The 20,443-nt window shown below is 73.7% G+C and carries 16 protein-coding genes; 5 read left to right on the forward strand and 11 right to left on the reverse strand.

The window, feature by feature from the left end:
- Positions 1 to 49: 49 nt before the first annotated feature.
- Positions 50 to 1,177: a PQQ-dependent sugar dehydrogenase gene (locus MF672_RS03080; protein ID WP_242373464.1), complete on the forward strand. Its 1,128-nt coding sequence runs from the start codon at positions 50 to 52 to the stop codon at positions 1,175 to 1,177.
- Between the two features lie 47 nt (positions 1,178 to 1,224).
- On the opposite strand, the gene MF672_RS03085 is transcribed toward MF672_RS03080, so the two are convergent.
- From MF672_RS03085 to MF672_RS03095, 3 genes are all read right to left on the reverse strand, one after another.
- Entirely contained in the window at positions 1,225 to 3,228 is a 2,004-nt protein-coding gene (locus MF672_RS03085) for a VanW family protein (protein ID WP_242373465.1), read from the reverse strand.
- A gap of 92 nt (positions 3,229 to 3,320) precedes the next feature.
- Positions 3,321 to 3,983, reverse strand: coding sequence for a response regulator (locus tag MF672_RS03090; RefSeq protein ID WP_242373466.1), 663 nt, complete (start codon positions 3,981 to 3,983; stop codon positions 3,321 to 3,323).
- On the reverse strand, positions 3,980 to 5,542 hold the full coding sequence (locus MF672_RS03095) for an ATP-binding protein (RefSeq protein ID WP_242373467.1): 1,563 nt from the start codon (positions 5,540 to 5,542) through the stop codon (positions 3,980 to 3,982). The genes MF672_RS03090 and MF672_RS03095 overlap by 4 nt, the downstream gene beginning before the upstream one ends.
- Positions 5,543 to 5,687: 145 nt before the next feature.
- Between MF672_RS03095 and MF672_RS03100 the strand changes: the two genes are divergently transcribed.
- The 3 genes from MF672_RS03100 to MF672_RS03110 are packed head-to-tail and all read left to right on the forward strand — an operon-like array spanning position 5,688 to position 8,651.
- Complete coding sequence (locus tag MF672_RS03100) at positions 5,688 to 6,659, forward strand: tripartite tricarboxylate transporter substrate binding protein (protein ID WP_242373468.1); 972 nt, start codon at positions 5,688 to 5,690, stop codon at positions 6,657 to 6,659.
- Complete coding sequence (locus MF672_RS03105; RefSeq protein ID WP_242373469.1) at positions 6,659 to 7,144, forward strand: tripartite tricarboxylate transporter TctB family protein; 486 nt, start codon at positions 6,659 to 6,661, stop codon at positions 7,142 to 7,144. Before MF672_RS03100 ends, MF672_RS03105 begins: the two co-directional genes overlap by 1 nt.
- Position 7,145: 1 nt before the next feature.
- Positions 7,146 to 8,651: a tripartite tricarboxylate transporter permease gene (locus MF672_RS03110; RefSeq protein ID WP_242373470.1), complete on the forward strand. Its 1,506-nt coding sequence runs from the start codon at positions 7,146 to 7,148 to the stop codon at positions 8,649 to 8,651.
- Here MF672_RS03110 and MF672_RS03115 read toward each other — a convergent pair.
- The 3 genes from MF672_RS03115 to MF672_RS03125 all read right to left on the reverse strand — a co-directional run bounded on the left by MF672_RS03115 (position 8,635) and on the right by MF672_RS03125 (position 11,031).
- Positions 8,635 to 10,014, reverse strand: a complete 1,380-nt coding sequence (locus MF672_RS03115) for an MFS transporter (RefSeq protein WP_242373471.1) — start codon at positions 10,012 to 10,014, stop codon at positions 8,635 to 8,637. The two genes, MF672_RS03110 and MF672_RS03115, sit on opposite strands and share 17 nt — an antisense overlap.
- Positions 10,015 to 10,084: 70 nt before the next feature.
- On the reverse strand, positions 10,085 to 10,552 hold the full coding sequence (locus MF672_RS03120; protein WP_242373472.1) for a sensor histidine kinase: 468 nt from the start codon (positions 10,550 to 10,552) through the stop codon (positions 10,085 to 10,087).
- Complete coding sequence (locus tag MF672_RS03125) at positions 10,540 to 11,031, reverse strand: RICIN domain-containing protein (protein ID WP_242373473.1); 492 nt, start codon at positions 11,029 to 11,031, stop codon at positions 10,540 to 10,542. Before MF672_RS03125 ends, MF672_RS03120 begins: the two co-directional genes overlap by 13 nt.
- Positions 11,032 to 11,210: 179 nt before the next feature.
- Between MF672_RS03125 and MF672_RS03130 the strand changes: the two genes are divergently transcribed.
- Entirely contained in the window at positions 11,211 to 14,897 is a 3,687-nt protein-coding gene (locus tag MF672_RS03130; protein WP_242373474.1) for an nSTAND1 domain-containing NTPase, read from the forward strand.
- 115 nt (positions 14,898 to 15,012) lie between these two features.
- Here the strand turns inward: MF672_RS03130 and gatB are convergent, their stop codons facing one another.
- The 5 genes from gatB to gatC are packed head-to-tail and all read right to left on the reverse strand — an operon-like array spanning position 15,013 to position 20,371.
- Positions 15,013 to 16,500 (reverse strand): Asp-tRNA(Asn)/Glu-tRNA(Gln) amidotransferase subunit GatB, encoded by a 1,488-nt coding sequence (gene gatB / locus MF672_RS03135; RefSeq protein WP_242373525.1) that lies wholly within the window; start codon positions 16,498 to 16,500, stop codon positions 15,013 to 15,015.
- Positions 16,501 to 16,513: 13 nt separating this feature from the next.
- Positions 16,514 to 17,164: a DUF4276 family protein gene (locus MF672_RS03140; RefSeq protein WP_242373475.1), complete on the reverse strand. Its 651-nt coding sequence runs from the start codon at positions 17,162 to 17,164 to the stop codon at positions 16,514 to 16,516.
- Positions 17,161 to 18,567, reverse strand: coding sequence for an AAA family ATPase (locus MF672_RS03145; RefSeq protein WP_242373476.1), 1,407 nt, complete (start codon positions 18,565 to 18,567; stop codon positions 17,161 to 17,163). The genes MF672_RS03140 and MF672_RS03145 overlap by 4 nt, the downstream gene beginning before the upstream one ends.
- 17 nt (positions 18,568 to 18,584) lie before the next feature.
- Entirely contained in the window at positions 18,585 to 20,075 is a 1,491-nt protein-coding gene (gene gatA, locus MF672_RS03150; protein ID WP_242373477.1) for an Asp-tRNA(Asn)/Glu-tRNA(Gln) amidotransferase subunit GatA, read from the reverse strand.
- Positions 20,072 to 20,371, reverse strand: a complete 300-nt coding sequence (gene gatC / locus MF672_RS03155) for an Asp-tRNA(Asn)/Glu-tRNA(Gln) amidotransferase subunit GatC (RefSeq protein WP_242373478.1) — start codon at positions 20,369 to 20,371, stop codon at positions 20,072 to 20,074. Before gatC ends, gatA begins: the two co-directional genes overlap by 4 nt.
- Between the last annotated feature and the right edge of the window lie 72 nt (positions 20,372 to 20,443).

Below are 20,443 nucleotides of genomic sequence, written 5' to 3' on the forward strand. Positions count from 1 at the left end.
CAGGTCTTCATGCCGAGAACCCTACGGCTCCCGGGTAAGTATGGAACACATGAGGAAGCTATGGACGCTCGCGCTCCTGGCCACGCTGACGACGACGGCCGCCTGCTCCGGCGGCGGCGGCGCGGCGCCCGCCGCCCCCGCCACGCGGCCGGGAGCGGCCGGCGACACGACCCCGGCCGCGCCTCCCACCGCGGCCCCCACCGCGACCGTCACCGGCGCCGTCCGTCCGGGAACGCCGAAGGACGTCGCCACCGGGCTGGCCGTGCCGTGGGCGATCGCGTTCCTGCCCGGCGGCGACGCGCTGGTGACCGAGCGCGACTCCGCCCGGCTGCTCAGGGTGACCGCGTCCGGCCGGGCCAGCGAGGTCGCCAGGATCGGCGAGGCCCGCCCCGACGGCGAGGGCGGCCTGATGGGCGTGGCCGTCAAGGACCGCCAGGTCTTCCTCTACTACACCGCCGAGCAGGACAACCGCGTCGTCCGCTACGCCTTCGACGGCGAGCGCCTCGGCGCGGCCAAGGTCCTCGTCCAGGGCATCCCGAAGGGCGGCATCCACAACGGCGGCCGCCTCGCCCTCGGCCCCGACGGCTACCTCTACGCCACCACCGGCGAGACCGGCGACCGCCCTCTCGCCCAGGACCGCGGCTCGCTCGCCGGCAAGATCCTGCGCCTGACCACCGACGGCGCCCCCGCCCCCGGCAACCCGTTCGGCACGCTCGTCTACAGCTACGGCCACCGCAACGTCCAGGGCCTCGCGTGGGACCAGGAGGGCCGCCTGTACGCCAGCGAGTTCGGCCAGAACACCTGGGACGAGGTGAACCAGATCAAGCCGGGCGGCAACTACGGCTGGCCCGAGGTCGAGGGCCGCGGCGACGACTCCCGGTACGTGAACCCGATCGCCACCTGGCCCACCTCCGACGCCTCGCCGTCCGGGATGGCCTACGCGGGCGGCTCGTTGTGGGTCGGGGCGCTGCGCGGCCAGCGCCTGTGGCAGATCCCGCTGTCGGCCGACGGCTCGCCCGGCAGGCCGGTCGCCCACTACACCGGCCGCTACGGCCGCCTCCGCGCCGTCACCGCCACGCCGGACGGCTCCGCGCTCTGGGTCGGCACCAGCAACGAGGACGGACGCGGCGCGCCACGCCAGGGCGACGACCGCGTCCTGTCCGTCCCGCTGTCCTAGAGCCGCTGTCCTGGAGCCGCTGTCCTGGAGCCGCTGTCCTGGAGCCGCTACTGGCCGCTGCCGGTGCAGGTGATCTGGGCCTGCGGCCGGTACTCGGTGGTCAGCTTGGCGTCCCGCTTGACGACCTTGCCGTCCTTGTGGAAGACGCGGGTGACGTCGATGGTGAAGCCCTCCTGCCCGACCGTGGGCAGGCAGCCGGGCTCCGAGCTGACCTCCCGCCGGAACGGAACGACGTCGCGCCGCTCCGACTCGACCGCCTCGACCTTGTCGTAGCGCTTGGTGCTCCACAACGTCACCGACACGGAGGTGTCGGTGGAGGCGGTCTTGATCAGCACGCCGTGCTCGGAGTCGTTGCGCCACTTCAGGTCGGTGTCGGGGTAGAGCAGCGCGGCGTCGCGGCCGGCCGGGTAGCGCGGCGCGTAGTAGTCCATGGGCTGGTGCTCGACGTCCTCGTAGCCGCCGAAGAAGGCCGCGTTGTACAGGGTCGTGGCGAACTGCGAGCCACCGCCGCCGACGACGTTGACCATGCGGCCGCCGACGATCTGGCCGGCCTCGACGTAGCCGTCCTCGACGGTGCGCTCGCCGAGCACGTCGTTGAGCGAGAACGTCTCCCCCGGCTTCACCAGATGGCCGTCGAGCTGCTGGGCCATGCGCCTGATGTTCGTGACGCGGGCCTGGCAGCAGTCGAAGGAGGTGGTGAAGGAGGCGACCTCCTCCTTGATGCCGAGCCCGCGCACCTGCTGGGTGGTGACGGCGGGCTCGACCGTGCCGAGCCGCACCGGGACGACCCGGGCGCCGCCGGTGTCGAAGACCCTTTCGGCGTCCCTGGCCAGCAGCTTGTCGTTGACGCCCCGGCCGGTGCGCGAGGGCACCAGCACCGGCGTGCCGTCCACGATCTGGTACGTGGCGTCGCGCGGCTGCTGGGCGGCGTCCACCAGCGTGCTCTCCAGGCCGGCCAGCACCGCCTTGGCGTCGAACTGCGGCGTCAGCGTCCCGTCGCCGTCCGGCACGTACGCCAGGTTCGCCGCGATCGTCGCGGGCGGGACCTGCGCCTGCTTGGCGCCCGCGGTCAGCGTCAGCGGGGCGGCCACCGCCTGGCGGGCCTTGGCCAGGGCGGCCTGCACGGCCTCGGGGGTGGTGACGGGCTTGGCGGGCCGCAGGGTGAGGACGACGTTGCCGCCGCCGCGCAGGAACGCCTCGCCGATGCGGCGCACGGCGTCGTCGCGGTCGAGCAGCACGCCGTCGGCGGGCCGGCGGGCCCTGGGCTGCAGCCCGGTGAAGGTGACGCGGCCCTCGACGGCGGGCTTGTCCACGGCCTCGGCCAGGCCCTCGACGGTCCTGGCGAGCTGGGAGGAGTCGATGTTGATCTTCGGCTGGAGCTCGGTGGTGCCGGTCAGTCCCCGCCACACCTCCAGGGGGCCGGGAAAGCCGCTGGGCGCCTGCCCGATGGTGCCGACCACGTCGAGCTCGAGCCCGGCCTCGTCGGCCTGCACGGTGTCCTTCCTGTCGCCGATCTCCACGATGACCGGCCTGCTGAGCTTGGCGCCCAGCTCAGCGCGGAGCTTGTCGGCCGCCTGGGTGACGGTCAGGCCGCCGATGTCCACGCCGGCCACGTGGGTGCCGCGTAAGACCGAGCCGGACATGAAGACGGCGGGCACCACGTACGCCAGCGCGGCCAGCACGACCACCAGAAGCGCGAGCCCCGGCAGGAGCCGCCGCCTGCGGGGCGGCTCGGCGTCGGCGTCGTAGGAGGGGCGCTCCTCCGGCCCCGGCCCGAACACGGGGCCGGGCGGCGGCGCCGGCTCCTTCTCCTTCATCGGCCAGGGCTGGGCCGGCGGCGCCACCGGGGGCAGCGCGCCGGCGGCGGGACCGCCCGCGGCGCCCGGACCCTGCGCCGGCCGTGCCTCCTGGCGGTCCGGCGGGCCGAAGATGTCCCGGGAGACGCCCGGCGGCAGTCCTTCGATCCGCGGCTTCCTGGAGACGCTCGACGTGGGCAGGGGCACCGAGGCGAACGGGTCGGTCGGTGATTCGATCGGTCCGGCGTTTCGCACGCCTCAATCTCCTCCCGGTCCGCAGCCAAGTCTCAGGCAACAGTAAGGCACGGGGATCCGCATATGTCACGGGAAATGGCTACGGAAGTGTGTCAACCTAGCCACCGGTAGCGATGCTCCGGACGGCCCGCCGTACCGTAACGCGGCCGCAGCCCGGCCTGCCCCGCCGTGCACAGATGTTCGAGATAACGGCGGGCGCTCACCCGCGACAGGCCGGTGAGCTCGGCGGTCTCGGCCGCGGACAGGTCGCGCCCCGCCTCCCGCAGCGTGGCGGCGACCAGCGCGCAGGTGGCCGCGGACAGCCCCTTCGGCATGGGCGCGGCCGCGGCCGGCGCGCCGAAGAGCCGGTCCACGTCGTCCTGGCGGGCCTCGGGGCCGATGGACGTCAGGCGGCGGCGGGTGTCGGCGTACTGGCGGAGGCGGTCGGCCAGGGCGGCGGCGGTGAACGGCTTGATGAGGTAGTTCACCGCGCCGCCCCGCATCGCCTCCTGCACCGTGGGCACGTCCCGGGCGGCACTGATCATCAGGACGTCCACGTCGTGCAGCGCCTTCAGCACCTCCAGCCCCGACCGGTCGGGCAGGTAGATGTCGAGCAGCACGAGGTCGGGCCGCAGCTCGGCCGCGGCGGCGAGGGCGTCCGCACCCGTGTGGGCCGTCGCCACGACCCGGAAGCCGGGCACGCGGGCGACGTAGCCCGCGTGGATGCGGGCCACCATGAAGTCGTCGTCGACCACCAGCACGCGCACGTCGCTCATCGGACGGCCACCGGAGGCAGCAGGGCGGTGAAGACCGCGCCGCCCGCGTTGCCCACCCGGACCCAGCCGCCCCGCCGCAGGCACGCCTGCCGGGTCAGGGCGAGGCCGAGCCCGCGCGGCCCCGAGTGCGCCGCCTTCGTCGTGAAGCCCTCCCTGAACACCTCCTCGACCAGGTCGGGGGCGATGCCGGGGCCGGAGTCGCCGACCCGCACGCGCAACCCGTCCGGCCCGGCGAGGACCGACACCTCGATCGTGCCGGGCGCGCCGTCCAGCGCGTCGATGGCGTTGGCCACCAGGTTGCCGACGACGAGCACGGCGTCCTGCGGGTCGCCGAGCGCCCCCTCGGGCACCCGGGAGTCCTCCGCCAGCACCAGCGTCGCGCCCCGCTCGGCCGCCTCGGCCGACTTGGCCAGCAGCAGCGCCGCCAGCGTCGGCTCCTGGACGCGGTCGCGCAGGTCGCTCGCGTACGCGCCGCGCGTGGTGCGGGTGATGTAGCCGATCGCGGCCTCGTGCTCGCCCAGCTCCAGCAGGCCGACGACGGTGTGCATGCGGTTGGCGAACTCGTGGGCCTGCGCGCGCAGGGCGTCGGTGGCGCTGCTGGCGTCGTCCAGCTCGCGGGCCAGCCGGATCAGCTCGGTGCGGTCCCGCAGGGTGACCACCCAGCCGAGGTGCCGGCCGCGTACCGACACGGGGGTGCGGTTGAGCACCAGCACGCGCTCGCCGTGCAGCACGACGCGGTCCTCGCCCGGGTCGGCGCCGCCGAGCACGTCGCGGAGGCGGGCCGAGACCGGCAGCCGGGACAGGTCCTCGCCCTCGGCGACCGCGCCCAGCAGCTCGCGGGCGGCGTCGTTGACCAGCGTGACCCGGCCGTCGAGGTCGAGCGCGAGCACGCCCTCCTTGACGCCGTGCAGCACGCCCTCGCGCTGCTCCAGCAGCGTGGCGATCTCCCGGGGCTCCAGCCCGAACGTCTGCCGGCGCACCCGGGCGGTGATCAGCGCGGCCAGCGCCAGCCCGGCCAGCATGACCGCGAGCGCGGTCCACACCAGCGGCGGCAGCGCGGCCCCGAGCTGGTTCAAGACCGTGGTCTCCAGGATGCCGACGGAGACCAGGCCGATGACGGTGCCGTACTCGTCGCGGATCGGGGTCTTGCCCCTGACGGTGGTGCCGATGGTGCCGGTCTCGGTGCCGACCCAGCTCCGCCCGGTGCGCAGCACCACCGTGCCGTCGGTGGACAGCCGCTTGCCGATGAGCGAGGCGTTGGGGTGGGCGTAGCGGCGCTGCTCGGCGTTGGCGATGACGACGTAGTCGGCGCCGGTCTCCTGCTGCACGGCCATCGCCAGCGGCTGGAGCACGCTCTCCGGGCTGGGCAGCCGGAAGGCGTCGCGGACCTGCGGGAGCGCGGCCACCGACTGCGCGATGGCGAGCGCCCGCTGCTGGTGCAGGGCGTCGAGCTGCTCGCGGGTGTGCCCCGCCCACACCCCGGCGGTGCCGCCGACGGCGAGCAGCACGATCACCATCTGGAGCACGAACAGCTGGGTGCCCAGCGGCGCCTCACGCACGCGTCTTCCGAGCCACATCCCGACGAACCCAGGTCACGACCAATACGACCACTACGACGGCAAGCATGCAAAGCCTCGACGCCGACCGGAAGGGGCTTCACCATCCCAGTTTCATAACCGTGAAATCCCTCCCTGGAGTTCGATCATGCGCTTGCGCATCCTCGCCGCGCTCGCGGCGCTCTCCTTCGGCGTCCTGACCGGCTGCGGCAGCCAGGGCGGCGGCACCAGCGCCTCGGGCACCCTGCGCATCATGGCCCCGGCCGCGCCCGGCGGCGGCTGGGACCAGACCTCCCGCACCGCCGAGCAGGCGCTCAAGACCGCCGCCCCGGACCGCAAGGTCGAGGTGTACAACGTGCCGGGCGCGGGCGGCACCATCGGCCTGGCCCAGCTCGCCGGCGAGAAGGGCAACGGCAACCTGCTCATGACCATGGGCCTGGTCATGGTGGGCGCGATCGAGCAGAACAAGTCGACGGTCACGCTGGCCGAGACCACGCCGATCGCCAAGCTGACCGAGGAGTACGAGATCGTCGTGGTGCCGGCGGCCTCGCCGTACAAGACGCTGGCCGACCTGGTGGCGGCCTGGAAGGCCGACCCGGCCAAGGTGTCGATCTCCGGCGGCTCGGCGGGCGGCACCGACCACATCGTGGCCGGGCTCATGGCCAAGGCCGCGGGCGTGGACCCCAAGCAGGTCAACTACATCGCCCACTCCGGCGGCGGCGAGGCGCTGAACGAACTGCTCGGCGACAAGGTCACTGCGGGCATCTCGGGCGTCTCGGAGTTCGCCGAGCACGTCAGGTCGGGCAAACTGCGCGCGCTCGGCGTCACCTCCGGGCAGCGCCTGCCCGAGCTGGACGCGCCCACCCTCAAGGAGGGCGGCCTGGACGTGGAGCTGGCCAACTGGCGCGGCTTCGTCGCCCCGGCCGGCCTGTCCGAGACCGACAAGAAGGCCCTCACCGACCTGGTCACCAAGATGCACGACTCGCAGCCGTGGAAGGACGCCGTGGCCAAGAACGGCTGGATCGACTCCTTCCAGACCGGTCAGCAGTTCGCCGACTACCTGAGCTCCGAGCAGGCCCGGGTCAAGGGCATCATCGCCGAGATGGGGCTCGTGTCCTGATGACGCGCTGGTGGCGGCCCGAACTCGGGCTCGCGCTCGTGGTGCTCGGCCTCGGGGTGTTCGTGATCGCCGGGACGCTCGACGTCTCGGCCGCGGCCTCCCAGCTCGGGCTCGGGCCGCGGTTCTTCCCCGTGCTGGTCGGCGGGGCCATGGTGGTCGTCGGCGGCTGCTACGTCCTCGACGTGCTGCGCGGCGGGCACGGCGACCCCGAGGAGAGCGAGGACGTGGACGCCGGCGCCCCCGCCGACTGGCGGAGCGTGCTGCTGGTGAGCGGGATCTTCCTGGCGTTCGCGGCGCTGCTGGACCTGCTCGGCTGGGTCATCGGCGCGAGCCTGCTGTTCTTCGGGCTGTCGGTGGCGCTCGGGGCCGAGCGCAAGGTCCGGGCGGCCGTGGTCGCCGTGGTGATGGGCGTGGCGACGTACCTGCTGTTCGTCAAGGGGCTCGGCGTGACGCTGCCGGCCGGGCCGCTGGCGGGGGTGATCTGAGGTGACCTCCCTGGAGCTGCTGCTCGACGGCTTCGCCGCCGCGCTCACCCCCGTCAACCTCATGTACGCGCTGATCGGCGTCACGCTCGGCACCCTGGTCGGGGTGCTGCCCGGCATCGGGCCCGCGATGACGGTGGCGCTGCTGCTGCCGATCACCTTCACGGTGCCGCCGGCCAGCGCGTTCATCATGTTCGCCGGCATCTACTACGGCGGCATGTACGGCGGCTCGACCACGTCCATCCTGCTCAACACGCCGGGCGAGTCCTCGTCCATGATCACGGCGCTGGAGGGCAACAAGATGGCCAGGCGCGGGCGGGCGGCGCAGGCCCTCGCCACGGCGGCCATCGGCTCGTTCGTGGCCGGCACGATCGCGACGGCGCTGCTGGTCGTGGCGGCGCCCGCGGTGGTGGCGTTCGCGATCTCGTTCGGGCCCGAGGACTACTTCGCGCTGGCGGTCCTCGCGTTCACCGCCGTGTCGTCGGTGTTGTCGCGCTCGGTCGTGCGCGGCCTGGCCTCGCTCGGCCTCGGCCTGGTGATCGGGCTGATCGGCATCGACCAGCAGACCGGGCAGGCGCGGCTCACGCTCGGCATCCCGCAGCTCCTCGACGGCATCGACGTGGTGATCGTCGCGGTCGGCCTGTTCGCGCTGGGCGAGGCCCTGTACGTGGCCTCGCGGCTGCGCCACTCCCCGCCCTCCGTGGTGCCGGTGGGGTGGGCGTGGATGGGGCGTTCGGACTGGCGGCGCTCCTGGCTGCCGTGGTTGCGGGGCACGGCGCTGGGGTTCCCGTTCGGGGCGCTGCCGGGGGGCGGGGCCGAGATCCCGACGTTCCTGTCGTACGCGGCCGAGCGGCGGCTCGCGCGCGGCGTGGCCCGCGAGGAGTACGGCCGGGGCGCCATCGAGGGCGTCGCCGGGCCGGAGGCGGCCAACAACGCCTCCGCCGCCGGCACCCTCGTGCCGCTGCTGACGCTGGGCCTGCCCACGTCCGCGACCGCGGCGATCATGCTGGCCGCCTTCCAGCAGTACGGCCTGCAGCCCGGGCCGCAGCTCTTCGACCACAACCCGGCGCTGGTGTGGGGCATGATCGCCTCGTTGTTCATCGGCAACACCATGCTGCTGGTGCTCAACCTGCCGCTGGCCCCGGTGTGGGCGCAGGTGCTGCGGGTGCCGAGGCCGTACCTGTACGCCGGGATCGTGCTGTTCGCCGCGCTCGGCGTGTACGCGCTGAACGGGACCGTCGTGGACCTGTTCGTGCTGTACGTCCTCGGCCTGCTCGGCTACGCCATGCGGCGCTTCGGGCTGCCGGTCGCCCCGGCGGTGATCGGCATGATCCTGGGGCCGATGGCGGAGATCCAGCTCCGGCGGGCGCTGGCGATCGGGGCGGGCGACGTGAGCGTCCTGGTGCGCAGCCCGGTCGCGGCCGGGCTGCTGGCGCTGGCCGTCCTGGCCCTGCTGACGCCGCTCGCCCGCCGCCTCGCGGCCCGCCGCCGGGTCAGCCGGACCGGCTGACCTCTCCGGCGACCGGTTCCGCCGCACCCGCGGGACCGGTCCCGGACGCCTTCGCCCGGAACGCCCGGGGCGCGATCGCCAGCCCCGCCAGCGCCATCGCCAGCGTCGCCGCGAACACCGCCCAGTACCCCGACCCCGCCGCCGCGAACAGCGCCCCGGTCACCGCCACCGACACCACCGAGAACACCGACTCGCCCACCTGCAGCGCCGAGCTGTTCTCCCCCTGCTCGCCCGGCGCCGACAGCTCCAGCGTCAGCACCGACAGCGTCGGGTACACCAGCCCGATCCCGAACCCCGTGACGATCCACGCCGGGTAGGCCACCGCCACCGGCACCGCGGGCACCGTCACCGCCCCCATCACCAGGACGCCGAGCGCGATCATGCCCGCGCCGAGCCGCAGGTTCGTCCGCTGCCCGAAGACCTCCCGCCCCTGCAGCCACGACGCGAACGACCAGCTCAGCGCCCCGCCCGTGAGCACCAGCCCGGCCGCCGTCGTGGACAGCCCGCGCTGCTCGCGCAGCATCAGCGGCACCATGACCTCGGCCGCGAAGAACGCCCCGGCGGCCAGCCCGCGCAGCCCCACCACGGACGGCAGCCCGCGGGCGGCCCGCAGCGTCCCGGCGGGCAGCAGCCTCGGCAGCGCCACGGCCAGCACCGCCAGCCCGGCGGCCAGCAGGATCCACCGCCAGGAGCCGCCGCCCTCGCCGGTGCCGCCGCTGCCGTACTGCATGAGCCCGGCCCCCACCGCGGTCACCGCCGCCCACGCGACCTTCGCCGCCAGCCCGGGGGCGGGCGCGCGCTGCCCGCCGCTGACCGGCTGCCCGGCCAGCCCGCGCAGCAGCACCAGCCCGGCCGCCACGGTCAGGACCGGCACCAGCAGGAACACCCACCGCCAGCCGAGCGTGTCGGTCACCACGCCCACGACGGCCGGCCCGACCATCGACGGCACCACCCACGCCGTCGCGAACAACGAGAACACCTTCGGGTGCAGGCTCTCGGGATAGACCCGCGCCACCACCACGTACAGGGCCACGCTGACCAGCGCCCCGCCGAAGCCCTGCACGAAGCGCCCGGCGATCAGCACCTCCATGCTCGGCGCGAGGCCGGCCACCGCCAGGCCGGCGGCGAACCCGGCCACGCCCGTCCACAGCGGCGCGCGCGGCCCGCGCAGGTCCGCCCACCGCCCGCCGAGCACCGTGCCGACCACGCTCGCCGCCATCGCCCCGCTGAAGGCCAGCCCGTACAGCTCGACGCCGCCCAGCTCCTCGGCGACGACCGGCATCGCGGTCGCGACCGCCATGTACTCGAGGGCCACCAGCGACATCATCGCCACCAGGCCCGCCGTCAAAGCTTTCCTCGTCATGCCGCGAACCTACGACGTCCCGCCGCGCGGCACCTCCAGCGGGGGTGCCGGGACGGCTCGGCAATTGGACCTAGGACCCCGGTCGAGGGCGCGCCCGCCGCAGCGGGACGGTGACGCTCGTCGTGGTGCCTTCACCGGGGACCCCGTTGACGGTCAGGCGGCCGCCCAGCCCGGCGATCCCGGCGGCCCGCCCGCGCAGCCGCGCCCGCAGCGCCTCCGCCGCCGTGCCTGAGCCGTCGTTGCTGACCGTCAGGCGCAGCCTGCCGGGGGACCGGGTGAAGGACACGGTGAGGGCGAGCGAGACGACGCGGGCCGTCGCCTGCCGCTCCACCTCCTCCAGGATCTCGTCGAGCGTGCCGTGGACCAGCTCGGCGACCGTGGCGGGGAGGGGCCGCCGCGGCAGGGCCCAGATCTCGATCGCGATGCCGGACCGCGCCGACCAGCCCGCCAGGTGCTCCGCCAGGGTGTGCCGGAGCGGGTCCTGCGGCGAGCCGTCCTTCCTCCCCCGTCCGCCGAGCACGGCCGTCACCGGCGCCACGCCTGCTCCGCGGTGCTCCCGCACGGCCACTGGACGGCGGCCTTGCCCTTGCGCCTCTCGCCGCCCCCGATGGCCAGGCACATGCCGGTGGCCCTGTTGCGCAGCCGCTGCATGCCGTCGTAGACCCACTCCTGCGCCAGGCCGCCGTCCGTGCACGGCCACTGGATCGCCGCCTTCCCCCGCTTCTTCTCGCCGCGCCCGATGGCCAGGCACAGGCCGGTCTTGGCGTTCACCAGCCGGCGGTCGGCGCGATGGATCCAGCGCTGCGACTTGCTGCCGATGCACGGCCACTGGATGGCGGCCTTGCCGGCCTTCACCTCTCCCCGGCCGATGGCCAGGCACATGCCGGTCGCGCCGTTGACGTAGGCCCGGCCCGCGGCGGCCGCGGCCGGCGCCGCCTGCGCGGGCGCGGCCGGCGGCAGGCTCAGCAGGGTCAGGGCGGTCACGACCGCGGCGGCGGTCCTGGAGCTCGTACGCATGGACGTCCTTTCGTGAGGTCGGTCTCCGGCGGCCGGCGAGGAGCGGAACCCCCTGATCGCTTGCCCCTCCGGAGCTTGTGACCCCAGGATCATGACGGCGACGTTGTTCGGCACCCCTGATCAGGGCGGCAAACAACGCGTCGCGTGGCGAGCCGTCCAGAGAACGGAGATCCGGAACGGTGGTGGGCCGTCGTGAGACCCCGCTGGACCCGGCGGCGGGCCCGGTGCAGCGCTTCGCCGCCGCGCTGCGCGAGCTCCGCCGGGAGGCGGGCGGGCTCACCTACCGGGCCATGGCGGCGCGCGCCGGCTACTCGGTCACCACGCTGTCGCAGGCGGCCGCGGGCGAGCGCCTGCCGTCGCTGCCCGTCGTCCTCGCCTTCGTACGGGCCTGCGGCGGGGACGCGGCGGAGTGGGAGCGCCGCTGGCACGAGGCCGCCGAGGCGGCGGCCCGCGAGCGGGCGGCCGAGGAGGAGCCCGCGGCCGGGCCGTACCTGGGGCTGGCCGCCTACGGCACCGGCGACGCCGGGCGCTTCTTCGGCCGCGACCGCCTGGTGGAGGAGCTGCGCGAGCTGCTGGAACGGCACCGGTTCGCCGCCGTGTTCGGCCCGTCGGGCAGCGGCAAGTCGTCCCTGCTGCGCGCCGGGCTCGCGGCCGGGGCCGGCCCGTGCCTGCTCCTCACGCCCGGCGAGCACCCGATGCGGCACGCCGGCCGGCTCGCCCCGGGCGAGGACGGGACGCTGGTGGTGGTCGACCAGTTCGAGGAGGTCTTCACCCTCTGCCGGGACCCGGCCGAGCGCGGCCGGTTCGTCGACCTGCTGCTCGCCGCCCGCGGCGGCCGGCCCGTGGTCATCGCGGTCCGCGCCGACTTCTACGGCCGCTGCGCCGAGCACCGCGAGCTGACCGCCGCCCTGCGCGAGGCCAACGTGCTGGTGGGCCCGATGCGGCCGGAGGAGCTGCGCGAGGCGATCGTCCGGCCGGCCATGGCCGAGGGCCTGACGGTGGAGCGGGCGCTGACGGCCGCCGTCGTCGCCGACGTCGCCGAGGAGCCCGGGGCGCTGCCGCTGATGTCGCACGCGCTGCGTGAGGTGTGGCGGCGGCGCACCGGCAAGCTGCTGACCCTGGACGCCTACCGCAGCGTGGGCAGGCTGCACGGCGCGATCAGCCACACCGCCGAGGAGGTGTACGCCGCGATGTCGCCGGCGCAGGCGCGGATCGCCCGGCGGGTCCTGCTCCGGCTGATCAACCCCGGCGAGCAGGCCCAGGACACCCGCCGCCCGGCAGCGCGGGCCGAGCTGGACCCGTACGGGGACCCCGACGTCGCGCTGGTCATCGAGCGCCTGGCCGGGGCCAGGCTGCTCACGCTGCACGAGGACGGCGTGCAGCTCGCGCACGAGGCGCTGATCGAGTCGTGGCCGCGGCTGCGCGGCTGGGTGGACGAGGGACGCGAACGGCTGCGCGTGCATCGGCGGCTGACCGAGGCGGCCCAGGCGTGGCAGGCGCACGGCCGGGACGCCGGGCTGCTCTACCGGGGCGTCCGGCTGGCCGAGGCGACCAGGCTGTTCCCTGAACCGGACGAGCGGCCCGACGGCCAGGACGTCCTCACGCCTCTGGAGCGCGGCTTCGTCGAGGCGAGCGCGGCGCTGGCCCGGCGCGCCTCCCGCCGGCGGGTGGCCGTCGCGGCGGCCCTGGTGGTGCTGCTGGCCGCCTCCGTGGCCGCGGCGGGCGTCGCCGTCCGCCAGGCGGGCCTGGCCGACGACCGCCTCCAGGAGGCGACGGCCCGGCTGGCCGCCAGGCGCGCGGCCGCGCTGCGGCTGAGCGACCCGCGCCTGGCCCGCCGGTTGAGCGCCGCCGCCTGGCGGATCGCCCCGGTGGCCGAGGCCAGGAGCGAGCTGATCGACTCGCTGGCGCTGCCGCTGGTGGACGTCTTCACCGTCCCCTACCCGCCGACGGACCTCGTGTCCGCGCTCAGCGTGGACGGCGCCAGGCTGGCCGTCTTCACCCCCGGCGGGCCGGGCGAGCCGGCCGTCCTGCGCGTGCTCGACCTGGCCACGAGGAAGGAGACCGCGGCCACGACGTGGCGGGGGCGGGAGGTCCACGGACTGGTGTGGAGCCCGGACGGCCGAACCCTGGCCGTGTACGACGAGGGCGACACCCGGTTCTGGGCGGTGCGGGGCGGCCGGCTGACGGACCTCGGCGTGCGGATCCCCCGGCTGACCCCGTCGGAGTTCAGCCCGGACGGACGCCGGCTCATCGGCATCCGCGACGAGTCGAGCGAGGTCTGGAACGTCGCCGACGGCACGCGGGCGCTCGGCGAGCCGGTCGCCGCCATCAGCCCCGACGGCCGGCTGGCCGTGGTCATCCCGCCGCGGGACGAGCTGCGGGCGACGTCCTCCGGCGGCGGGACCGGCCCGGCGGGACAGGTGGAGCTGTGGGACCTCGACCGGCGCGCGCGGCTGCCGGCCCCCTGGCTGGACGGGAGCGCCACGGACGCCGTGTTCAGCCCCGACGGCAGGCGCCTGGCCCTCGCCGCCGACCACGAGGTCCGGGTCTTCCACCTCCCCTCCGGCAAGGAGGTCCTGCCGCCGCTGCCGCCGGCCGCCGGGCACCTGGAGTTCAGCCCCGACAGCCGGTTCCTGGTCGGGACGCAGGCCGAGGGCCGGGTGACCCTGTGGCGGGCGGACGACGGCGCCGAGCTGACGCGGTCCCCGCTCCCGCAGGCGACGACGGCGCCCGACGCCCGGATCACCCCGGACGGCCGGCTCCTCCGGGTCCTCGGACAGTACGGCACGGTGATCACCCTCGACGTCTCGCCCGCCACCCGCCCGGCGGTGCTCGCGCCGGGAACCGACCAGCGGCTGCTCAGCCCCGACGGTCGCCTGCTGGTGACGGCCGGCCGCCGCGACGGCCGGTCGGAGGTGCGCGTCTGGGACGTCGCCGCGCGCAGGCCCGTGAGCGGCCCGCTGCCCCTCGACGGCCACCCGGACCAGGGCTCCGGCGAGACGGGGTACGTCCCGGCGTTCAGCCCCGACGGGCGGATCCTCGCGCTCTCCCACCCCCTGTCCCCCACGGTGACCCTGTGGGACGCCACGACCGGCCGCGGCCTCGGCACGTTCCGCGCGCACGACCCGGACGCCATCGGGATCATGTCGCTGACGTTCTCCCCCGACGGCGGGACCGTCGTGTTCGCCACCACCAGCTCGCACCTCGGCGACGGGCTGAGCGACTTCGACCTGGAAGTGTGGGACGTGCGAGCCCGGAGCTGGCTCCGCACCGTCCCCGGCGCGGGATCGGGAATCCCGATCTTCGAGCCGGACGGGCGGCGGCTGCTGGTGGACTCCTCCGCGCAGGGCCGCCTCGCGATCGACACCGCCACCGGGCAGGTGCTCCGGCGGCCGTACGACGTGCGCTCCGAGGGCGAGATCCTGTTCGTCGAGGACCGGGCGGCCGTCGGCGACCCCGACGGGATCCTGACGTTCTGGGACAGGGAACTGCGCCGCCCCCTCACCCCGCCGCAGAACGCCCACCTGGGGCCGATCAACGCCCTCGTCCCCTACCCGCCGGGCCGGCTGCTGGCCACCGTCGCCGGTGCGGGCGAGTCAGGCGTGCGGCTCTGGGACTGGCGCGGCAACCAGCCGGTGGCCACGCCGATCGACTTCACCGGCGATTCCGTGCCGGCCGTGGCGTTCACCCGCACGACGCTGCTCGTCTCCACCGCCGACGGGATGCTGCGGGAGATCGTCGTCGACCCCGACACCGCCGTCGCGGCGATCTGCCGCCGGGACGGGGCCCTGTCCCCGGCCGAGTGGCGGGAGCAGATCCCCGAGCTGCCCTACCAGGACGCCTGCCGGGCCCCGCCGTCGCGCTGAGCCCTGCCCGGCACGCGGCGGGCCCCGCCGTCGCGCTGAGGCCCGCTGAGCGCGGGGCGGGACCCGCCGTCGCGCTGAGGGCGGCCTGGCGCGCGGCGGGACCCTGTACCCGCGATCACTCCGAGACGCCCAGCTTCTCCAGGATCATCTGCCGGGCGCGGGCCGCGTCGGCCTTGCCCTTGCTGGCCCGCATCACGCCGCCGACCAGCGCTCCGGCCGCCGCGATCTTCCCGGAGCGCACCTTGTCGGCCGCGTCGGCGTTGTCGGCCAGCACCTGGTCGATGATCGCCGACAGCTCGCCCTCGTCGTTGACGATCCGCAGCCCGCGCGCCTCGACGACCTCGTCCGGCGTGCCCTCGCCGCCGAGCACGCCCTCCAGCACCTCGCGCGCCAGCTTGTCGTTGAGCGCCCCGGAGGCCACCAGCTCGGTCACCCGCGCGACCTGGGCGGGGGTGATGGCCAGCTCGGACAGCGGCACGCCGCTCTCGTTGGCGCGCCTGGCCAGCTCGCCCATCCACCACTTGCGCGCGTCGGCCGCCGGCGCGCCCGCCGCCACGGTCGCCTCGACCAGGTCGAACGCGTCGGCGTTGTGCATGGCCTGCATGTCGAGGTCGGACAGCTTCCACTCGGCCTGCAGCCGCTTGCGCCGGGCCGACGGCAGCTCGGGCAGCGCCGCCTTCAGCTCGGCCACCCACGCCGGGTCGGGCGCGATCGGCACCAGGTCGGGCTCGGGAAAGTACCGGTAGTCCTGCGCCTCCTCCTTGGACCGGCCGGACGTGGTGGTGCCGGTGTCCTCGTGGAAGTGCCGGGTCTCCTGGATGATCTTCCCGCCCTCGGCGAGGACCGCGGCCTGCCGCTCGATCTCGCTCCGCACGGCCCGCTCGACGCTGCGCAGCGAGTTGACGTTCTTGGTCTCGGTGCGGGTGCCCCACTCGGCGGAGCCGCGCGGCATCAGCGAGACGTTGACGTCGCAGCGCAGCGAGCCCTCCTCCATGCGCACGTCGGAGACGCCGAGCGTGCGCATGATCTCTCGCAGCTCGGTGACGTACGCGCGGGCGACCTCGGGCGCGAGCCGGTCGGTGCCCGGGATCGGCTTGGTGACGATCTCGACCAGCGGGATGCCGGCCCGGTTGTAGTCGACGATCGAGTGGTCGGCCCCGTGGATGCGCCCGGTCGCGCCGCCCACGTGGGTGGACTTGCCGGTGTCCTCCTCCAGGTGCACCCGCTCGATGCCGATGCGCACGGTCTCGCCGTTCACCTCGACGTCGAGGTAGCCGTCGAAGCAGAGCGGCTCGTCGTACTGGGAGATCTGATAGTTCTTCGGCATGTCCGGATAGAAGTAGTTTTTCCGGGCGAATCGGCACCACTCGGCGATCGAGCAGTTCAGCGCCAGGCCGATGCGGATCGTCGACTCGATGGCCTGCGCGTTGGCCACCGGCAGCGACCCGGGCAGCGCCAGGCAGGTCGGGCAGACCTGCGTGTTGGGCGGAGCGCCGAAGGTGGTCTTGCAGCCGCAGAACATCTTCGACCTGGTGCCCAGCTCGACGTGCGTCTCCAGCCCGAGCACCGGCTCGAACCGCTCCAGCGCCTCGTCGTACGGCATGGTCCCTGTTGTGTCAATCACGGATCAACCTCAGTTCTTTCAGAGCCTCGAACGTCTCGGACAGCCAGAGACGATACGAGGGCACGTTTTCCAGGTAGTCCAGGCGCATGAGCTCGGCTATGCGGGTCAGGTAGTCGCCCGCCTCCCGGCCCGCCCGGCGGCGCCGCCTGCCACTCGCGACGATGTCCTTCAACGTCCGTTTCGGATCGGAGAGGCACTCCACCCGAGAAAGGCGGTCGCCCTCGAAGACGCTTTTGGCCTGCCACGATGATCCTGCGACCTGCCGCAGGACATCCAGGTCGCTCAGTGCCCAGCTCTCCATCTCACGGACGGGGACCACTCTCACCAAGGGCCGCACCGGCCCGTGCCTTTTCCATGTCTCCCATAACGGCGCCCAGTATTTCCGCTCCTCACGGTCGGGAGCCGCCGAACCGTCGTAGTGGTAGAAGAGCAAGGTCATTCCTGCCACCGCGGCCCGAGCCACCCTGCATACGGCTTCGTGCCGGGACTCCTGGCCCTGTACGGACACCCGCAGCACCTGAACCGGAGCCACCGCGAGGCGATGCGGCAGGCACAGGCGGTTCAGCGCTCGTTCCAGGAGCACAGGCAAGAAGTCGTAGTCGGAGTTCCCCTCAGCGGTCAGGAAGGCATTGACCTCGATCACGAGGCCTCCTCCAGAAGCTGCCGCGCCTCTTCTTTCGAGATGGCGGCGAAAGCCCGCCACTCGGGCGCCGGGACGACGAGCCCGACCTCGTCAAGAGGTGGCGTGCCGTCCGGCGTGCTCGGCACCAACTGCCGGGCGCGCGAGACACGGCTCCCCACGCCGGCCACGTCGTCCTCAGGCACGGTGATCCAGTCCATGACCAGGAGGTCCTCCGGGTGCAGGGCCACCAGCATCAACGGGGAGTGACTGCTCATGAGGAGCTGCGCCAGAGGCTCGTCCTCCTCGACCTCGCCAGTCGGATCCGTCACCAGTCTGCGGAGATGCCGCACGAGCTCCCGCAGCCGCTGTGGATAGATCCCGTTCTCGGGTTCTTCGAAGCAGATGAGCCCGCGGTGAGCCGGATCGTAAAGCGCAGCGAGGAGGGCGAGGACCCGCAAGGTGCCGTCCGATGCGACACGGGCGCTCACCTTCCCCTCGTCGCGCGTCCGGAGGTAGATCTCCCATTGCTCCTTGGCGACGTTCTCCTCCACCTCGATACCGGCGAAGCCACGGACGACGCGTGCCATGTCGGCCGCGATCTCGTCCAGCGAGCTGCCGGACTCGTCCGCGGTCGTCTGCTCGATCCGGCGGAGGACCTTGGCCAGATTCGCGCCGCTCGGCTCCAGCTGTTCGCCTCGCTGATGCCGCGAACTGGGCATCCGCAACGAGGCTGGATCCAGTTGGAGGAAACGCCAGGAAGCGATCTCCTTCCTGAGCGCGTAAAGAAGCGGGAACTCTCCTGCCGAGGTGATGCTTGAGAGAACGGTGGCCTCCGCGGCGTGCGCCGCGAGCTCCCGCTTGCGCCCTTGCCGCCCTTCCTGCGCGATGCGGAACACCCGGCGGCCGGCGTCGTCGAGGGTCGTCTCGAGAAGAGGCGACTGCCTCTTGTAGCGCAGGAACGTGGAGCGGAACTCTCTGCCCACGCTCTGCTCCCGGGTCCACGAGTCGTCGGCCGAACGGATGGGGCGCGCCTCCTCCCTGGCCACATAGGGGCGCGCGAAGCCGTCCTCGCTCAGGCGCTGCACGATCTCCAGCTCGTAGCGGATCCGGGTGTGCGATATCTCGAGCTCGGCCCCGAACTGGTCCACGACCTTCGGATCCAGGAGCACCTCGACGGCGAACGCCATACGGTCCACGACCTGGCCGTCACCGCGCCGCCGGAACAGCTCGCCGAGGTCCCCCCTGGCAGCCGCGAAGGCGTCGTACAGGCTGGGGGTGTCGACGAGCCTGCGGAGCAACTGGATGCCGTCGAAAAGGTTGGACTTGCCGCTGGCGTTCGGGCCGATGACCACGAGGAAAGGCGGCACGTTCAGCTTGAAGTCCGCGAACGACTTGAAGCCGTCGATCTCGATGCGGGTGAGCATGCCGCCGTTTCCCCTTCCTAAAGCTCCGGAGCCTGGGACAGCAGGCTGCCGCCCCAGCGGCTCTCCAGGGCGCGCTCGACGGCGGCGCCCACGCGGTAGCAGCGGTCGTCGGCGAGCACCGGGGCCATGATCTGCAGGCCGACCGGCAGGCCGTCCTCGTCGGCGAGGCCGCACGGCACCGACATGGCCGCGTTGCCCGCCAGGTTGGACGGGATGGTGCACAGGTCGGCGAGGTACATCGCCATCGGGTCGTCGGCGCGCTCGCCGATCGGGAACGCCGTGGTCGGCGTGGTCGGCGAGACCAGCACGTCGACCTGCTGGTAGGCGGCCTCGAACTCGCGCGCGATGACGGTGCGGACCTTCTGCGCCTGGCCGTAGTAGGCGTCGTAGTAGCCGCTGGACAGCGCGTACGTGCCGAGCATGATGCGCCGCTTGACCTCGGGGCCGAAGCCGGCGGCCCGGGTCAGCGCCATGACCTCCTCGGCGCTGCGGGTGCCGTCGTCGCCGACGCGCAGGCCGTAGCGCATGGCGTCGAAGCGGGCCAGGTTGGACGAGCACTCCGACGGCGCGATCAGGTAGTACGCCGGCAGCGCGGTGGTGAACGACGGGCAGGACACCTCGACCACCGTGGCGCCCAGCGACTCCAGCAGCTTGACGGCCTCGTGGTAGCGGGCCAGCACGCCGGCCTGGTAGCCCTCGCCGGAGAACTCCTTGACGACGCCGACGCGCAGCCCCGCGATGTCGGGGTTGCGGGCCGCCTCGACCACGCTCGGGACAGGGGCGTCGATGGAGGTGGAGTCCATCGGGTCGTGGCCGGAGAACGCCTCGTGCAGCAGCGCCGCGTCGAGCACGTTGCGGGCGAAGGGGCCCGGGGTGTCGAGAGAGCTGGCGAAGGCGATGAGGCCGTAGCGGGACGAACCGCCGTAGGTCGGCTTCATGCCCACGATGCCGGTCACCGAGGCGGGCTGCCGGATCGAGCCACCGGTGTCGGTGCCGGTGGACAGCGGCGCCTCGTAGGCGGCCACGGCGGCGCTGGAGCCGCCGGACGAGCCGCCCGGCACCTTCGTCAGGTCCCACGGGTTGTGGGTCGGGTGGTAGGCGGAGTTCTCCGTGGAGGAGCCCATCGCGAACTCGTCGAGGTTCGTCTTGCCCAGGATGACCAGCCCGGCCTCGCGCAGCCGCCGGGTGACGGTCGCGTCGTACGGCGGCCGCCAGCCCTCCAGGATCTTGGAGGCGGCGGTGGTCGGCATGTCGCGGGTGGTGAAGATGTCCTTGTGCGCGATCGGCACGCCGGCCAGCGGCCCGAGCTTCTCGCCCGCCCGCAGCCGGGCGTCTACGGCCCGCGCCTGCTCCAGCGTGACCTCGCGGTCCACGTGCAGGAACGCCCTGACCTTGGGCTCCACCTCGGCCATGCGGTCGAGGTGCGCCTCGGCCACCTCGACGGCCGACACCTCGCCCCCGGCGATCATCGCCCCCAGCTCGGCGGCGGTCTTGCGGATCAGGCTCATGCCTCCTCCCCGAGGATGCGCGGCACCTGGAAGCGGTCGTCCTCGACGGCGGGGGCGCCGGACAGCGCCTGCTCGGGGGTCAGGGACGGGCGCACCTCGTCGGCACGGAAGACATTGGTGAGCGGGAGCGCGTGCGACGAAGGCGGCACGTCCTCGGCGGCGACCTCGGCCACCTTCGCGACCGACTCGATGATGGCATCGAGCTGGGTGGCGTAGTGGTCGAGCTCGTCGTCCGTGAGCGCCAGCCTGGACAACCGGGCCAGGTGTGCGACCTCGTCGCGGGTTATGGCGGACATGAGTCGTTGAACCCGTTTCGTGGATGGAGTCTTTGGACACTGCCATCCTAGGGGGCTTGACGCAGCGCACCC

This window comes from Actinomadura luzonensis, assembly GCF_022664455.2.
Classification (GTDB): Bacteria; Actinomycetota; Actinomycetes; order Streptosporangiales; family Streptosporangiaceae; genus Nonomuraea; species Nonomuraea luzonensis.

What these genes read in the sequence shown, in the direction of transcription:
- MF672_RS03080 (WP_242373464.1), top strand. Translation starts at nt 50, where the DNA reads ATGAGGAAGCTATGGACGCTCGCGCTCCTGGCCACGCTGACGACGACG.
- MF672_RS03090 (WP_242373466.1), bottom strand. Translation starts at nt 3,983, where the DNA reads ATGAGCGACGTGCGCGTGCTGGTGGTCGACGACGACTTCATGGTGGCC.
- MF672_RS03100 (WP_242373468.1), top strand. Translation starts at nt 5,688, where the DNA reads ATGCGCTTGCGCATCCTCGCCGCGCTCGCGGCGCTCTCCTTCGGCGTC.
- MF672_RS03105 (WP_242373469.1), top strand. Translation starts at nt 6,659, where the DNA reads ATGACGCGCTGGTGGCGGCCCGAACTCGGGCTCGCGCTCGTGGTGCTC.
- MF672_RS03115 (WP_242373471.1), bottom strand. Translation starts at nt 10,014, where the DNA reads ATGACGAGGAAAGCTTTGACGGCGGGCCTGGTGGCGATGATGTCGCTG.
- MF672_RS03125 (WP_242373473.1), bottom strand. Translation starts at nt 11,031, where the DNA reads ATGCGTACGAGCTCCAGGACCGCCGCCGCGGTCGTGACCGCCCTGACC.
- gatB (WP_242373525.1), bottom strand. Translation starts at nt 16,500, where the DNA reads ATGCCGTACGACGAGGCGCTGGAGCGGTTCGAGCCGGTGCTCGGGCTG.
- MF672_RS03145 (WP_242373476.1), bottom strand. Translation starts at nt 18,567, where the DNA reads ATGCTCACCCGCATCGAGATCGACGGCTTCAAGTCGTTCGCGGACTTC.
- gatA (WP_242373477.1), bottom strand. Translation starts at nt 20,075, where the DNA reads ATGAGCCTGATCCGCAAGACCGCCGCCGAGCTGGGGGCGATGATCGCC.
- gatC (WP_242373478.1), bottom strand. Translation starts at nt 20,371, where the DNA reads ATGTCCGCCATAACCCGCGACGAGGTCGCACACCTGGCCCGGTTGTCC.